General features: G+C 46.3%; 12 protein-coding genes. 3 read left to right on the top strand and 9 right to left on the bottom strand.

What is annotated here, in order from left to right:
• Positions 1-6: 6 nt before the first annotated feature.
• The 3 genes from EP13_RS17245 to EP13_RS17255 form a co-directional block, all read right to left on the bottom strand.
• A complete protein-coding gene (locus EP13_RS17245; protein ID WP_044058363.1) occupies positions 7-1008 on the bottom strand; it encodes a LacI family DNA-binding transcriptional regulator in 1002 nt (333 codons plus the stop codon).
• A gap of 61 nt (positions 1009-1069) precedes the next feature.
• Positions 1070-2410 carry a glycoside-pentoside-hexuronide (GPH):cation symporter gene (locus tag EP13_RS17250; RefSeq protein ID WP_044058364.1) on the bottom strand — a complete coding sequence of 447 codons (1341 nt, stop codon included), beginning with the start codon at positions 2408-2410 and terminating at the stop codon, positions 1070-1072.
• 33 nt (positions 2411-2443) lie between these two features.
• Entirely contained in the window at positions 2444-3790 is a 1347-nt protein-coding gene (locus EP13_RS17255; protein WP_044058365.1) for a GH1 family beta-glucosidase, read from the bottom strand.
• Positions 3791-4270: 480 nt separating this feature from the next.
• On the opposite strand from EP13_RS17255, the gene EP13_RS17265 reads away from it, so the two are divergent.
• Complete coding sequence (locus tag EP13_RS17265) at positions 4271-6943, top strand: glycoside hydrolase family 16 protein (protein WP_044058367.1); 2673 nt, start codon at positions 4271-4273, stop codon at positions 6941-6943.
• A gap of 67 nt (positions 6944-7010) precedes the next feature.
• Positions 7011-9959 (top strand): TonB-dependent receptor, encoded by a 2949-nt coding sequence (locus EP13_RS17270; protein ID WP_044058368.1) that lies wholly within the window; start codon positions 7011-7013, stop codon positions 9957-9959.
• A 100-nt stretch (positions 9960-10059) separates the two neighbouring features.
• Here EP13_RS17270 and soxR read toward each other — a convergent pair whose 3' ends face one another.
• The gene (soxR, locus tag EP13_RS17275) at positions 10060-10491 is read right to left on the bottom strand and encodes a redox-sensitive transcriptional activator SoxR (protein WP_044058369.1); all 432 of its coding nucleotides are present in this window, start codon (positions 10489-10491) and stop codon (positions 10060-10062) included.
• Between the two features lie 138 nt (positions 10492-10629).
• On the opposite strand from soxR, the gene EP13_RS18955 reads away from it, so the two are divergent.
• Positions 10630-11205: a flavodoxin family protein gene (locus EP13_RS18955; RefSeq protein WP_052364462.1), complete on the top strand. Its 576-nt coding sequence runs from the start codon at positions 10630-10632 to the stop codon at positions 11203-11205.
• Between the two features lie 88 nt (positions 11206-11293).
• Here the strand turns inward: EP13_RS18955 and EP13_RS17285 are convergent, their stop codons facing one another.
• Genes EP13_RS17285 through EP13_RS17305 form a run of 5 tightly spaced genes read right to left on the bottom strand, consistent with a single transcriptional unit; the run spans position 11294 to position 16067 of the window.
• Complete coding sequence (locus EP13_RS17285) at positions 11294-12022, bottom strand: HugZ family pyridoxamine 5'-phosphate oxidase (protein WP_044058370.1); 729 nt, start codon at positions 12020-12022, stop codon at positions 11294-11296.
• Positions 12023-12045: 23 nt separating this feature from the next.
• Positions 12046-12870 (bottom strand): ATP-binding cassette domain-containing protein, encoded by an 825-nt coding sequence (locus EP13_RS17290; RefSeq protein ID WP_052364463.1) that lies wholly within the window; start codon positions 12868-12870, stop codon positions 12046-12048.
• Entirely contained in the window at positions 12860-13957 is a 1098-nt protein-coding gene (locus EP13_RS17295) for a FecCD family ABC transporter permease (RefSeq protein ID WP_044058371.1), read from the bottom strand. Before EP13_RS17295 ends, EP13_RS17290 begins: the two co-directional genes overlap by 11 nt.
• A complete protein-coding gene (locus EP13_RS17300; RefSeq protein ID WP_052364464.1) occupies positions 13958-14905 on the bottom strand; it encodes a heme/hemin ABC transporter substrate-binding protein in 948 nt (315 codons plus the stop codon).
• 4 nt (positions 14906-14909) lie between these two features.
• A complete protein-coding gene (locus tag EP13_RS17305; RefSeq protein WP_044058372.1) occupies positions 14910-16067 on the bottom strand; it encodes an HmuY family protein in 1158 nt (385 codons plus the stop codon).
• Between the last annotated feature and the right edge of the window lie 47 nt (positions 16068-16114).

Here is a 16114-nt window from a genome sequence, read left to right on the forward strand (position 1 = left end):
CGAATCTCATATTAATTTTGCGGTTGTACCTCTCACAATGACTTGAGGCGCCAGAATGTGCTCAATAGACATTTTCCCATCTCCGTAGGCATGATTTAAAATCCATTGCGCCGCCATCGCACCTATTTCCCTTATGGGGTAGTCAATGGTGGTGAGTTTAGGCGTTAGGTAACTGGCAAAATCCACGTTATCGAAGCCAATAACCGATACGTCTTCTGGTACCCGTTTGCCATGTTTTCGCAATGCATTTATGGCTCCTGAGGCCATTTCATCGTTCGCGCACGCAATGGCAGTAAAATGCACCTTGCGAGCCATTAATTCGTCTACGCACTCTTCACCAGAAAAAGCTTGGAAGCTACCTTCTGCCATCATGCTGTCTTGAAAACTAAGCCCATTTTCCTGTAACGCTTTTTTATGCCCGGTTAAGCGGTTAATACCATCAGCTTTAAATAACGCACCAGCGGCATAGGCAATGTCTTTGTGGCCTAGTTGAATAAGGTGATGTGTTGCTAAGTATCCACCCAGTACATTGTCTAAACTGATGCACTTTTCACCAATGTCCTCGATGTACCTATTAACTATAATCATGGGCACATCTTGGCTGGCTAAATCAACCAAATAGGCATCACTCACCGCTTCCACATGCAGTATAAGTGCATCGCAACGGCGACTTAGCAGCGCTTCAATTTCTTTCTTTTCAAGGTCTTCATCACTGTGACCTGTAACCACAAACATGTGTTTGTTGGCTTGTCTAAGTACCTTTTCCGACCCCGCCATCATAGTACCGAAAAACGAACCATGTAATTCTGGCACCACATAACCTACGGTATGTGTTTTGTTTGAGGCGAGTGAAGCTGCAATAACATTATGACGATAGCCTAGCTTTTCCATGGCATCGACAACTTGTTTGCGTGTTTTTTCCTTTACTGTATCTGTGTTGTTTATCACACGTGACACGGTTGCTGAAGACACTCCCGCTAATTCACTGACTTGCTTAATTGTTACCATAGTGCTCTAAAAATACATCGATTCCCGTGTACTTATCCCTGCTGTATTAGAGAAATGCCTGTTAGGCGTTATTTGTTTTTGTCGTTAAACCCAGCGCGTTTTGTATGGACACCACGGTTTGGTCATCTAATGTATACCAGCGCATAATTATCGCAACACCTATTGAAGCAACTGCAGGCCCAATGCAAAACAAGGCAACAATACCTTGCGCGACATCTGGGTTGAACACGCCCGCTTGATAATTGAAAAACGCGAGTAGCCAACCAGCCAGCGCTCCTCCTAATGCCAAACCAACTTTGATAAAAAATACCACGGTAGAATAGGTTAAGCCGGTCATTCTTAGGCCAGTTTTAAACTCGCCATAATCCACTACATCCGCAATTTTCGACCATAACAAAGGGGTCGCCATCTGCAAAAACAGCCCCCATAAAAAGTGCAAAGAAATAGCGGCGTACCACGCATCATAAGGAATGAAGAAGTTAACAACGCAAAGACAGGCACTGATTATTTGTAAGCCAATATACACTTTGATTTTACAAAACCGTTTGGCTACAGGGTTGGCCAGCGCACATCCAATAATACTGCCGATCATGCCGGCGGTCACAAACAAGGTGGCAGACTCTGGACGCTGTAATACATATTTCACGTAATATAGTGCAAGTGTATTACGCATTACCATGCCTGTCAGAAGTACTATTGCAACCAAACAAAGCACCCGACACTGGTCATTTTTAAATAACGCCGCAAGTTGAGACTTGTAGGCTACTGGCGCATTATTAGAGGGAGGCACTCGCTCTTTTGTGCCTAAAAAACAAAGTAAAAATAGCATGGCACCAACAGCACTCATAACCATCATTGCTCGCTGATATCCCAGCGCTTCGTTTCCCTCTCCAAGCCATTCAACTAACGGTAACATAAACGAAGTCACCAGTAGCCCACCAGCCATGGCGAAAACAAATCGATATGACTGTATGGATACTCGTTCAGAAGATTCTGCACTCATCACACCGCCTAATGCAGAATAGGGAATATTAATGGCGGTATACATCAACATTAACAATGCATAAGTGGCAAAAGCATAAATAAGCTTGCCGTTTTCGGGGAGCCATTGAGGAGAGGTGAAGGCCAGTACACTGCATAACGCAAAAGGTAGCGCTAACCACAACAAATAAGGGCGGTACGATCCCCAACGGGTGCGTGTTCTGTCCGCTAGCGAGCCCATAAGAGGGTCGGTAATCGCATCAAAAATCCGCACTAATAAAAACATGCTTCCAACGGCAGCTGCCGATAAGCCCACCACGTCCGTGTAGTAAAATGTCAGAAACAACATCACGGTTTGAAAAATGAAGTTGCTTGCTGTATCGCCTAACCCGTAGGCAATTTTCTCCTTTGCACTCACCATAAGCTTCACCGTTATTTTATTGTTATAAGTGTATTAAAGCATCTCTTTACGTTGCATGAGCAGATTTTGTAATTTCTTTGCACTCGCTTTTAGCGTGCGCTTTTGGGTACTGTAATCCACATAGACTATGCCAAATCGCTTTTCATACCCTAAAGCCCATTCAAAGTTGTCTAGCAGGCTCCACACAAAATACCCCGTAATATTCACCCCAGCTTCCATCGCATTGGCCACCGCCTGTAAGTGCGTGGCCAAATATCGAATACGCTGCGTATCGTTAACTTCACCTTCGTCGTTAAGAAAATCGTCACTTGCGAGGCCATTTTCTGTAATGAGCAACGGCGGTAAGGTGTAATCAGTATGCAGTTGTACAAGTAAATCCGTTAAACCTTGTGGATAAACCTCCCACCCCATTGCCGTGGTTTCACTGCCTTCAGGAGGGGGGAGCTGACACGGATCGCTAGTGCCATCATCTTTCACTTTAGCCCGCGTGTAATAATTCACCCCTAAATAGTCTAAAGGAGCCGCAATAATATCCATGTCGCCGTCTTTAATATCCGGACGATGTGCCAGCGGTATTTGCTCGATAAGTGAGGGATACTCACCATGAATAAGCGGCTTTATATACCAGTCGTTATGGTGATCGTGAGCCAGTTTCGTGGCACGTATATCCTCTTCGCTGGATGAATTAGAATAAAACGGGGTAAAATTCAGCACTATCCCCGCTTCTGCCTTAGGCGCATTTTTTCGGATAATAGGCATGGCTTTGCCATGGGCTAACAATAGGTGATGAATGGCTTTTTTGCCATATTCCTTACCCACCAAGCCTGGCGCGTGCACACCAATTTCATAACCTAAATAGGCGCTGCAAAAAGGTTCGTTTAATGTCGCGTAGGAAAAAACCCTGTCACCAAAGGCTTTTGTGACGACATCGACATAATTGGCAAATGCGTCGGCTGTCTTTCTATTCAGCCACCCGCCGGTATCTTCTAAATACTGAGGCAAATCCCAGTGATACAAAGTGACGTAGGCCTTAATATTGTTGCGTGCAAGGGTATCTAGAATTTTGCCGTAAAAATCTAAGCCTTGCTGATTAACGCTACCATCTTGTCTTATTATCCGCGGCCAACTCACTGAAAAACGATAGGCATCAACATTTAAGGCGTTAATGATAGAGAGGTCTTCTTCTATGCGGTTAACGTGGTCACAGGCCACAAGGCCATGACTGGCATCTGCAATTTTACCGGGCTTGTTACAGAAAGTGTCCCAGATGCTTAACTCTCTGTTATCTGCATCACCTTCAATCTGAAACGACGACGTGGCCACGCCAATCGTAAAATCACGTTGCGCGAATGGAGAACCTGCTTCGGCCAATATATCCATGAGTTAACAGCCCTAATTTAAAAATAGCTACTACGACAAGGCGATTCATCTTGCCTAATAAGACGGCAAAGACGACCACTAAATTCATTTGAGCTTACCAAATCTTGTAAGCGCTTTCATTTCATTTATATTAGCGTTACTTTTACACAAAATACCAGCTTTACATTTAACAAATAATTGGCACTCCAGTTGTAAAAATGCAGTAAACCAAAATAAAATCAACATTTTCCCGTGTGCAAAAACACCCCAAAAGCCCTTAGAAATGGGCAACGCCTGTTGCAAACATCAAAATCAAACACGCGTTTAAATGTTAAATTAATGAGAAGATGATTGATTTTTTCTCGTTGATATATTAATTTAATGTAAGCGCTTTCAGAAGGCCTTTTTATTTTTCTGACTTTGTAAGCGCTTACAGCACCCTTTTTACTGGCCATCGCGGCAATGATTACAACTAACTTCTATTGAACAGGGCTGAAAATAATGACTAAAAAAGCAACTCAACTTACGCGGATAGCAGCCGCGTTATCAGTCACTACCCTATTTGGCTGCGGTGGCGGTGCCACCACCTCAACTGACATCGACAGTGTTGACGTTTCTGCACCTGTCAGTGACTGGCAACTTGTATGGAGCGATGAATTCGACGATACGGGTATTGACGACAACAAATGGACTCATGAAGTTAACTGCGATGGTGGCGGTAACAATGAAGCCCAATGTTATACCGATAGTGAAGAAAATGCGTTCGTTAGTGACGGTGTACTGAATATTGTCGCTTTGCCTGCAGAAGAAGGGGCGGCAAAGCCTTACACGTCGGCACGCCTGATTACCCAATATAAAGCAGATTTTAAATATGGCCGCTTTGAAATACGCGCCAAGTTGCCTGAGGGTCAAGGCAGTTGGCCAGCATTTTGGATGATGCCAACTGATAGCGTATACGGTGGTTGGCCGCGTTCTGGCGAAATCGACATTATGGAAGCAGTGAACTTGAAAGCTGCAGATGCTGACGGTAATCCTGAAGCGCATATTTATGGAACGCTACACTATGGTCAAGAATGGCCAAACAACGACAGTTCTGGCCAAGCCTACTCGCTACCTGATGGGTCGAATCCAGCAGACGATTTCCACACTTACGCCATCGAGTGGCAAGAAGGTGAAATTCGTTGGTATATGGACGATTACCTTTATGCTACCCAACGTCGTTCTGAAGTAAGATATAACAGCAACGGTGAAGCCACAGGCTTATCACATCGTGGTTGGTACACTGAATATTTTGAACAGGGTACCGGAGAATTGGTTACTCACTGGGACAATGCCCCATACGACCAAGAATTCTACATGATCTTAAACCTCGCGGTAGGCGGTAGCTGGCCTGAAGCAGTCAATGAAACAGGCATCGATCCCGAAGCGTTCACGAATGGACAGAGCTTCGAAATTGACTATGTTCGTGTGTACGAATGTGGTTCAGACCCTGAAACGGGCGCGGGCTGTGAAACCATTCGTCCTGGATACGACTCGCTGGACGACGCATTAGTAGAAGGTGCAGCCCCCATTCCTTCGGCGCCTTCAACAGGCGTTGCGGTCAATCTAACCATTTTCGATGGTACAACAAACCCTGACTGGCCTGCATGGGACTGCTGCGGTGGTACCACACCCGCCATTGTTGAAGACAGCGAAGAAGGCGACGTTTACGAATTTAGTATTGGTGCTGAACCTACCGTAATGGGCTTTATCAGCCGCGAACTTTTCATTACCGATCCAGAAGGCGAAGCCTCACCATTTGACGCCTCGCCAATGGAAGAAAACGGCAGCGTTAAGTTTGACTTAAAGATGGTTTCTTCACCCGCAGACGCATCGGCAGCATGGCTATTTAAAATAGAAAGTGGCGAAGGCACGACGGCGGTAGAACTGCCATTGATGGATGGCTATGTAGGGCCTAATGCAGACGCTGGCGCGACACCCGAACAAGGGGTGTGGGAATCCTATGAATTTCCTTTAAGCGCATTAGCCGAAGCTGGCCTAGATACCAGCGCTATCGACGTCATTATGGTATTCCCAGCCTGGGGCGCCGGTGAAGGTGCAGTATACCGCATGACTAACATCGAAATTTCTCAAGAATCAGCCTATCCAGAATTGGTGATTTTTGAAGATGAGATGAATGCTGATTGGCCAATGTGGGATTGCTGTGGTGGGTCTACCCCCACAGAAGAAATCGATAACGAAGAGCATGGTGTGACCGCTGAATTTCGTATTGGTGCTGAACCTACCGTAATGGGCTTTATTACTCGCCCAGTTTCAGGTGGCGGTGATACACCTTTCGACGCGTCGGCGTTAGCTGATGGTGGACTACTACAGTTCGATATGCGTGTGGTTAGCATGCCAAATGACGCCAGCGCCGCTTGGTTATTCAAAGTAGAGTCTAATGATGCTTCCAGTGCAGTAGAGCTGTCACTCTCGGATAGCGTTGAAGGGCAATCGCCTGTGGCAGGCGAATGGCAAACTTATACCTTCCCCATTGCTGACTTACAAGCCGCGGGCCTCGACATCAGTGCTATCGACGTACTTATGGTATTCCCTGCATGGGGTAGCGGTGAAGGTGCTGTTTATCGCCTTGATAACGTAAAACTTTATCACCCTGACGGTGACGCGACTGCGGCAGAAGGACTTACTGTGTTTGCAGACACCGCCGCTGACCAATGGTCTATCTGGGATTGCTGTGGCGGTTCAACCCCCACCGAAGAAGTTGATGATGCTGACCACGGTACTGTCGCCGAGTTTCGTATTGGCGCCACGCCGACGGTAATGGGCTTTTTGGCTGACGATGACGTGTACTTTGACGCGTCTGCCTTGTTGTCTACCGGTGCGGTTAGCTTTGACCTTAAAGTTAGCGCAATGCCAAACGACACTTCTGCCCCTTGGCTATTCAAAATTGAATCTGGCGATGCAGCTACCGCTGTGGAGTTAGGTTTAGCTGATAGCTTAGAGGGTGTAGACCCAGTCTTGGGCGAATGGCAGACCTATACCTTTCCGCTGCAAACCCTTTACGACGCAGGTTTAGATATCAGTGCTATCGACGTCATTATGGTGTTCCCAGCCTGGGGCGCGGGCGAAGGCGCAGTGTATCGTATGGACAATGTTGAAATAGCAGCGCAATAACAAAGCTACTGCCGCCGGCTATTCTCAGCGGCGGCGGTTAAACAGTGAAAAGATTAGTAGGGCAATTATGAAAAATACAACCTTTAAAAAGACCCAACTTGCCACCTCAATGGCTTTGTTGATGGGCTCATCATTAGCACTTCCAACTTACGCGCAAGAAGCCGATGCAGAATTACAGCCTGAAGGCGAAGTAGAAGTGATTCAGGTCAGTGGTATTCGCGGCAGCATGATTCGTTCAATGGATTTAAAGCGCAGCTCTAGCGGTGTGGTTGATGCCATATCGGCCGAAGAGTTGGGTAAATTTCCTGACACCAACCTTGCCGAAGCGCTACAACGTATTACCGGTGTGACCATTAGCCGTTCAAACGGTGAAGGTAGCCAAATTACAGTGCGTGGTTTTGGGCCAGAGTTTAACTTGGTTACTCTGAACGGTCGTCAAATGCCTGGCACAGGTTTCACCCGTTCTTTTAATCTGGAAAACCTCTCTTCAGAGGGGGTTAATACCCTTGAATTACACAAAACGGCTCGAGCTGAAAACCCAAGTGGTGGTTTAGGCGCAACAGTTAACATTATCACCATGAAGCCGTTAGCGCGTCCGGGTCAACAGGCATCTTTCTCAGCAAAAGGGATTTACGACACATCCAATGTTGAAGGCGATGATGTAACCCCTGAAATAGCCGGTGTTTATAGCAACACCTTTGCCGATGACCGATTTGGCTTTGGCGTGTCATTTTCTCACCAGGAACGCGACTTCCAGCAACAATCTGCCAACATTCAAGGGTGGGTATTACAGGAAAATGCAGAACTGCCTGATTTAGATGCCGCCAATGTAATCGACAATCGCACAAATATTACTGACGCTGCCTTTTTTCCAAAAGACATGAACTACAGTATCAATGATGTTCAACGTGAGCGTTCAAACGGACAAGTTACCTTTCAATTCCGCCCTGTAGACAACTTCACGGCCACCCTGGATTACACAGCTACGCGTGCCATTACCGGCACTAACACAGTAGGTTGGGGTATTTGGAACAACTTTGGTTCTAACATCAATGCTTATGAGCTAGATGAAAATGGCACTGCGGTTTACGCCGACATCAGTGGGGATGACGCCTCATTTACTGCTAGCCGCAATACCACCCGCGTGGATGCCCGCTCTCTAGGTGTAAACTTAGATTGGGAATTGAATGATGACTGGCATTTCACCCTTGATTACCACGATTCTTATAACGAGACTGACAATGGCTACGATGAAGGCCTAGGCTCTTCAGGTCAAATTATCTTAGGTTCAGACCAACTTAGTTCAAAGGTTTATGATTTCAGGGAAGGTGAAATTCCTCAAGTATACGTAAACTGGAATAACGGAACCAATGAAATCCTTCCTAGCGAGATAGACTCAAACTTCAGTCAGTTTATTTATTCACCGGGCCGTTCTGATATAGAGCAGCTTCAATTGGATGGAACCTGGTTTAACTCTGCCTTTGATATCCCGCTTGTGAAAGTTGACTTTGGTGTAGCGCGCACCGAGCAAGCACTTACTGGCTTCACTGCATGGAGTGGATTACGTGGTGGCCCAGGTTTTAATCCGTCTTTTACTGAAATTTTTCCTGACAGTATGTTTGTACGTCACGACACCGATGGCTTCTTAGATGCCTTTGACGGTGGCGGTGCCGACATGAACCCAGGCTACTACTATACCTTTGATTTTGATGAAGCCATTGCGCGTCAATTGGCCTATTTAACTGCAGATGTTGTGGGTGAAAGTAACGTTTACTCTACCGACCCTTACTTTAGTGGCGACCCTTCTGTCAGTAATGTTGAGGAAGTGACCAATGCAGTTTATGTTCAAACTGAATGGGATTTCGACTACAAAGGCTATTACATTCAAGTGAATGCCGGTGTTCGCTACGAAGAAACGGAAGTGCCTAGTGCCGCCGAAGTACGTGTACCTACGCAAGTTAATTGGGTATCAGCCTCTGAGTGGGTTACCGATTTCGAAGATGACCTTCAGCTACTAGACTTTACCGGTGAGTACAGCATTGCGTTGCCGATGTTCGACGTAAAAGTTGACTTGACCGACGACATTGTAGCTCGCTTCTCGTGGGGTAAGTCGATAACCCGTGCCCCTATTGGCCTGTTACAAGGCGGTTTGTCGTTTAGCGGCAGTCCGAAAATTGGCGCTCGTACAGCCTCTGCCGGCAACACTAGTCTCCTGCCTTACTTATCAGACAACTTAGACTTGTCATTTGAGTGGTACTACGACGAAGCAAGCTATGCGTCACTGGGCTTATTTAGAAAATCAGTGAAGAACTACATCTCCTACACGTCAGTGCAGGAAACCTACGAAGGGCTTCACGATATTTATCAAGGTCCACGTTGGAACGAAGCAGTCTCGGCTTTAGAAGCTGATGGGGTTCAGGCAACTGACTCTGCCATTTACGATTATTTTGTACAAAATGGTTATGCTGATGAAAATGGTGTGGTGTCCCCTACTTCTGACGATCCTCTGATTGAATGGCGAGTCACGCAGCCTCGTAACCTTAGCGACAAGCGCACGGTTGAAGGCTTAGAAATTGCGGTTCAACATACTTTTGGTGATACCGGGTTTGGTGTCGGCGCAAACGCCACTATCGTTGATGGCGACGTAAACTACGACCCATACGATTTAACTGCAGAGCAAAATCCGATTGTGGGTATTAGTGATTCAGCCAACTTCCAGGTGTTTTATGAGAAGAATGGTTTGTCGGTAAAAGTCACTTATGCATGGCGTGACCAATACCTAGTAGGTATGGGCCAAGCCCAAGGCTCGGAAGACAACCCTGCTACTCAATTTGATACCTACGGACAAGTAGACGCCAGCGTGAACTACGACGTTAATGAGAACTTAACCGTCTTCCTTGAAGGGGTGAACATTAACGATGAAACCGAACGTGGCTTTGGCCGCTTTGAAGAGCAATTCTTATTTGCTCGTCAATATGGTCCACGTTATACATTTGGTGCGCGTTACACGTTCTAAATAATAACGCCGCCCATGGTTATCATAAAAACCACCGCCTAAGTTTAGCCGGTGGTTTTTTTCGTTTTGCCCAATAGGCTTCTATTTTCCGCAAGCTACACTATTCTAGCAATAGAGCTCCAGAGCCACTTGACGCGAGCTCGTCCTCAGGGTTCCTTAACGCACAAGCTTCCATTGATAAGCAGCCACACCCTATACAACTTGAAAGATCATCTCGAAGTTTAGTGAGCTTCTCAATACGTGCCTCAAGTTGCCTGTGCCAAAACTGAGACAATTGTTGCCAATCTGATTTGCTGGCCGTTTTGTTCATAGGCAGTACCGCGATGGCTTCTCTTATCTCATTCAGTGACATACCCAATTGTTGCGCCACTTTTATGATGGCCACACGGCGTAACACCGCCCTAGGGTATATTCGTTGATTTCCATTACTACGGGAGCTTTTAATCAAGCCTTTATTCTCATAAAAATGAAGCGCTGAAATACTCACACCACTGCGCTTTGCTAGTTCACCTACTTTTAATACCTGTTCCATACCTTTCTATCGCCGTTCAGTGCTGGGCCGTTTCCTAATTCACTCATTTAAGGAAAAAAGATATTGACCTCAACTTAAGTTGAGGTTTTAGGCTAAGTATAAATCACAATGTAACGGCCAACACAATAGGAAATCCACATGAAAAAACTACTTACCCTATATTCGAGCGCACGCGCCACGGGAAATACCTTCCAGCTAGTTAATACCTTTGTTCGAGTGATGCCAACAGAAGTATGTTACTTAGATAATATGCATATCGAGGGTTATGACTATCATTACCGAAACCAAAACGATGATTTCAATGGGCTTATTGAAAAAATGCTAGAGGCAGACATCATTATTTTTGCTTCCCCTGTGTATTGGTATGCCTTTACCCCTGCGTTTAAATGTTTCTTTGACCGCTTTACCGATCTCATCACTTTGGCGCAACAAAAACACAAGGGAAAAAAATTACGCGAAAAAGCCTTTTACGTATTTGCTACCTCAGCACACACCACACTTCCCGACAGCTTTATCACTCCACTTCAGCAAACACTAAGCTATTTAGGTTGGCAGTACCGAGGGCTGCTGCACATAAATTGCAAAACGGGCTTTGACCCGATAGTTGCACAGTCACTGTGCGAAAGAATGGCGAAAAGTATGGTTAGCAAACCTAAGCCATCCTTGTTAAGTCAGGTAGGTCGTTTCGCACAATATATGTCTTACTATAAATGATGATAAACGCATACGGACGAAGGACTGGAGAGCAGTGGCAGATATTGAACCACTGATGAATCTCCTTCCTTCACCGGATTAATCGTTTTTAATTTTCTATCGCTGGGCTTAAAGCTTCACGTGCCTGTTTAGTTTGAATCACTAGCTGTTCGCGAACGTGTTTGGCCGACAAGCACACGTCTTCGAAAGGCACAAACCACACGTTGTCGCCATCGGTGTAATGAGCGCCTTCAGGAAACACACCACACATTTTAGGGGCAAGAACGCCAACATTCAGCGTATGCTTTAATATGAGTGACATTGCATCCACATGATCTTCGTTCATATGGGTGATCATGCCGTCGACATTACTGTGCCATTCCTGTTTTTCTTGGTGCCAGTAGGCTTTATCTACCCAATGGATTTTACCAAACCCGCCTATGTAACGTACCCGCTCTGTTTTAATCACATAAAAGTTAAAGTCATGGGTTTGCTTATACCCTTTGGCTTGCGGAAAAAGACGAATGTACTGGGCTTCAATGTGTGACTCATTGACACACATTGCATTCCCCATAATAGTGACTCGCCCATTCGCTTGGGAGTCGTCTTCTTCGTTGTCGAAAATCGTTAAGCTCACTTTGTCGTTGGCTTTAATATTGCGCGTATGCAGCGCAATGTCACTGATATAAATAACCGCATCACCTTCAGGTGTCAGGTAGTATGGCACCACAGAACCAAAGGGATAACCAGGCATCGACGTAGAGTGCGTGCCAAGTACGCCACTGTGTTGTGCTCTGGCTAATTGTTTTGCAGCAAGTGCAATTTCGGGCATGCCCATGGTTTCTTCCTCTTCTATTTCGCTTAATGAGTAACAAAAACACCATGTTCAGGATGTTTTATAAGGTGTAAATCAGTTTGGTAACATTGCTTTAAAATCCGCTGGTCAAGCACATCCGCGGGCGCTCCATCAGCAATGACACCTTGATTAGCTAGCACCAGCATTCTTGTACAATAGGGCGTCACAAGATTAATATCATGGCTAATACATATGATGCTAAGGCCGTGTTGGCTTAATTTTGCCAATAACGCCATCACCAGTTTCTGGTGGCGTAAGTCTAGCGCCGATGTGGGTTCGTCCAGTAAAAGCAACTTGCCAGTTAAATCGTCCTCTAGTGACGAGGGGACAAGTTGTAGCAAGGCTTTGGCCAAATACACCCGTTGCTGCTCTCCTCCTGAGAGCGTTTGAATATTCCGGTGCAACAGGTGGCTTAAATCAAGCGCATCAGACACAGTCGCAATACACCCACGACGAATGTGGCTTGGTTCTATCATTGCGTGTCGCGCCAAGGTTAAAACTTCATCCACTAAAAAACCAAAAGGCGAGGTTTGATGCTGACACATCACCGCTCTCATTGTTGCTAACTGTTGAGCGCTGTAGTGCTCTAATGGCGTGTCATGCACATATATCTTACCGCTCACCAATGCGCGAAATGCCCCCTCTCCACCGCATATAGTGCTAAGCAGTGTGGATTTACCACACCCATTTTCTCCGGCTATAGCAATAAATTCTCCGGCCTTTACGGTGAAATTAACCTTGTTGAGCAGTGAACGTTCCCCCCGTTTCACCTGCACCTCTATAACCTGTAACACCGTATTTTCTGGTGTTTGAGTAATGCTATTGTCCACCGCTGAATACTCCTTTTTGCTGCCACAAAAGATACAAAAAGAACGGGGCGCCAATGGCAGAAGTCACAATGCCAATTGGTATTTCCATTGGTGAAAACACGCTGCGTGACAATGTATCAGCCGCACTTAATAAGAGTGCGCCAACAAGCGCAGACGCTGGAAGCAATATGCGATGGTTTACCCCAAATAGCGTTCGACAAATATGGGGAACCACTAAACCGACGAAACCAATTATTCCGCAAAGCGCTGTGGCCAGCGCCACACAAAATGTCACCAACCATAACATGCGCTTTTTATACCGTTTCACATCTAATCCCATGTAGGCAGCCTCGCCCTCACCTAGGGCCAATAAATTAAGTGCATTTTGCATTCTGAATAGCCCAATAAAGGCGGCCACACAGGTAATACTGACGATGATGGCTTTGTTCCAATTGGCACCTGCCAAGCTCCCCATTGTCCAATACGAAATCTGACGTAAGGCGTCATCACTGGCGACGTAGCTGACGGCTCCTATAATCGTGCCGGTAAACGCATTAATCGCTACGCCGGCTAAGATTAACGCGGCCACAGATACGCCTTGCGGGCTTTTTGAAAATTTCAGAACCAATAACACTGCAGCTAAGGCACCAAAAAACGCCCAAACACCTACCCAGAGAGACGCCATAGCAGGGGGGATAAAAGAAAAGGCACTGGCCGGCATCACAGCCATGCTTACCGCAGCTGCCGCTGCCGCTCCCCCTGAAATACCAATTAAGCCGGGGTCGGCTAATGGATTTCGCACTAAGCCCTGCATGGTACAACCTGCCGTTGCGAGCAACGCACCAATTAATGACGTCATAATGACCCGAGGCAGTCTCAGCTGGGTAAATACATACCAGTGAGTGGTGTTACTTATGCCAGAGGCGTCGCCCAAAAGCCCTTGCATATAGTCCACAAGCAAACGCCCCGTATGAATATCTAAACTTCCACGGGTCAAGGACAGATACATACTGACAAGGAGCGCAAAAGAGAACACCCATAGACCACGCTTGTGTTTTTGTTGCCTGGATCTCATGAAGCTAGGCAGTGACGTGCACACTTCAGCCATTTACTCTGCCTTATCACGCGCAGGCGTGGCAGTTTCATTGGCAGCCTTTAATGCCAGTGCCTTTAAAGCATGTTTAGAAATCGCAGACATGCCTTGTGCAAAACGGGGCGATAAACCTAATGCCACGTTACTATCCATGGCTTTTACCAGACAATGCTTACCCGCAAAGGTAGCAGCGATAGCGGGGTGGCGACATAAGTGACTCAACGCTTCTTTGCCATGCAGCATGTGGCCTGCCACAAAAATGACGTCTGGGTTATGTTGTAAAACGGCTTCGTTATTAATCAGTTTGTACCCTTCTAAGGACTCGGCACCGTTTTGAATTCCCAACAGATCGAACATTGCCTGAGGGACGGTATTATGTCCGGCCACGGTAAGCCCTCTGTCGTTGTTTGAAACGACAAACAACGCTTTCATCGGCCTATTATCGACAGTGGAGTAGGCGGCTTTTTGCTTTTTGAATGCCTCTACTTCACGGCTCACTCGCGCACTTATGGTTGTCGCTAGGTGTTGCGCTTTATCTGATACCTGTAACTTCTCGCCCACGTGTTCGATGAGTTGCCTTAAGCCTTGGAGGTTTTTAGGCATATCGTAAATAACCACATCAACACCCGCCCCCGAGACCTGCTCAATCATGTCACTGGGGCCCGTGGCACTGGCACCGAGCAACAAAGTGGGTTGTTGGGCTAGCACGCCTTCGGTGCTTAACTGGCGAAAGTAACCAAGTTTGGTTATGTATCGGGCTTTTTCTGGGTACATGCTGGTACTGTCTGTAGCCACCACTTGGTCGCCCAATTCAAGAGCAAAAACGATTTCAGTTAGGCTTCCCCCTGCGGTAATAATTCGCTGCGCATTTTGCTGTTCATGAGCATGGGCGTCTGAAAGACACCCTACGCTCACAAGCAAAATAGACAGACCTATCTGGGCAACCCATTTTGCATTTACCATTCTTCTACTCCGCGCTTAGCGCATCGCTGCGGAAACTGTAACTTCCTGACGTGCCTTCTTCATCGTAGTAGCTTGTAATTTGCATTTTAAACACAGTGTCACCCGCCTTAATTAAATACACGCCAAACTGGGAATAAAGTAAATGTGTCGTACTGTCGTAGTAATACCAGTTGTTTTCAGTTATTGCATATTCACTCACTGTTTCACTACTGAAGCCATAGTAAGCGGCCGCTGCTTCATCCACACCCGAATACGTATCTGCATCGGTTCTTAACACTAATGCATCATCGGCTAGGTTTATAGCAAACTCGCCTGCGCCATCGCTGCATTGAATGGTAATATCCCAAGCATCGTCGGCCGTTACGGCTTGTTGAAGATCAAAGTCAATATAAGCGGGTTCGGTACAACCGACTAAATTGGCAGTAACGGTTACCGCTTCCGCAAATTCTGTTTGCCCATCCAATACACTTTGATGCATAACAGTGAGGCTTATTTCTCCCATTCCATAGCCTTCAGTCACTATGTCTGTCACATTAAATTTAGTGTAATTGTCGTCGGATGAAACGATGTAATACACATCCTCAGCCGCGCTCACGACGTGCGTGGTCGTATCATAATTGTAAAACGTGGTGCCAATCACTTGGCTATCGCTGTCAGTCGAAAACTCAGTGTCATCAGGAATATCACTGGCTGACACCGCGAGGTAATCATCTAGCTCGCTATCTACGGTGGCATTTAGGAAACTATCGGCAATGGCATTGCCTTCGTCATCAAAGAAGTCTGCATTATTACCCGTAAAGTAAAGACTGACAGGCGTCTCTTGATGAGTATTTAAAAATACACTGGTACGTTTAAAGCCAATGTCCCACTGGGTGTCGGATGCAGCTTCTTCGTCGGTAAGCGTCACTTGGCTTTGGGTATCTAAATCAAAATACACGGCTACCGGCTCTGACGTCGTTCCTGTACTAAATGGGCCATAAATCGAGCCTTCCTCATTACTTGTATCATCAGTGCCGGAATCCGTGTCGTCGGTGCCGCTGTCGGTGCTATCGTCTGTTCCCACACCGGCATCCACATCTGTGGATGAATCACTGCTGGAACCGCCGCATGCTGCCAACCCTAAGCTAAGCGCAATAAGCCACGCTAATTGTGTGTGCTTCATTCTTTTTTCCTCTTTTCTATTTTACGTGTTGTGGCAAAAGTCATGGT

The organism is Alteromonas australica (genome assembly GCF_000730385.1).
GTDB lineage: Bacteria > Pseudomonadota > Gammaproteobacteria > Enterobacterales > Alteromonadaceae > Alteromonas > Alteromonas australica.

What these genes read in the sequence shown, in the direction of transcription:
- EP13_RS17250 (WP_044058364.1), bottom strand. Translation starts at nt 2,410, where the DNA reads ATGGTGAGTGCAAAGGAGAAAATTGCCTACGGGTTAGGCGATACAGCA.
- EP13_RS17285 (WP_044058370.1), bottom strand. Translation starts at nt 12,022, where the DNA reads ATGGGCATGCCCGAAATTGCACTTGCTGCAAAACAATTAGCCAGAGCA.
- EP13_RS17265 (WP_044058367.1), top strand. Translation starts at nt 4,271, where the DNA reads ATGACTAAAAAAGCAACTCAACTTACGCGGATAGCAGCCGCGTTATCA.
- EP13_RS17300 (WP_052364464.1), bottom strand. Translation starts at nt 14,905, where the DNA reads ATGGTAAATGCAAAATGGGTTGCCCAGATAGGTCTGTCTATTTTGCTT.
- EP13_RS17305 (WP_044058372.1), bottom strand. Translation starts at nt 16,067, where the DNA reads ATGAAGCACACACAATTAGCGTGGCTTATTGCGCTTAGCTTAGGGTTG.
- soxR (WP_044058369.1), bottom strand. Translation starts at nt 10,491, where the DNA reads ATGGAACAGGTATTAAAAGTAGGTGAACTAGCAAAGCGCAGTGGTGTG.
- EP13_RS17270 (WP_044058368.1), top strand. Translation starts at nt 7,011, where the DNA reads ATGAAAAATACAACCTTTAAAAAGACCCAACTTGCCACCTCAATGGCT.
- EP13_RS17295 (WP_044058371.1), bottom strand. Translation starts at nt 13,957, where the DNA reads ATGGCTGAAGTGTGCACGTCACTGCCTAGCTTCATGAGATCCAGGCAA.
- EP13_RS17255 (WP_044058365.1), bottom strand. Translation starts at nt 3,790, where the DNA reads ATGGATATATTGGCCGAAGCAGGTTCTCCATTCGCGCAACGTGATTTT.
- EP13_RS18955 (WP_052364462.1), top strand. Translation starts at nt 10,630, where the DNA reads ATGAAAAAACTACTTACCCTATATTCGAGCGCACGCGCCACGGGAAAT.
- EP13_RS17245 (WP_044058363.1), bottom strand. Translation starts at nt 1,008, where the DNA reads ATGGTAACAATTAAGCAAGTCAGTGAATTAGCGGGAGTGTCTTCAGCA.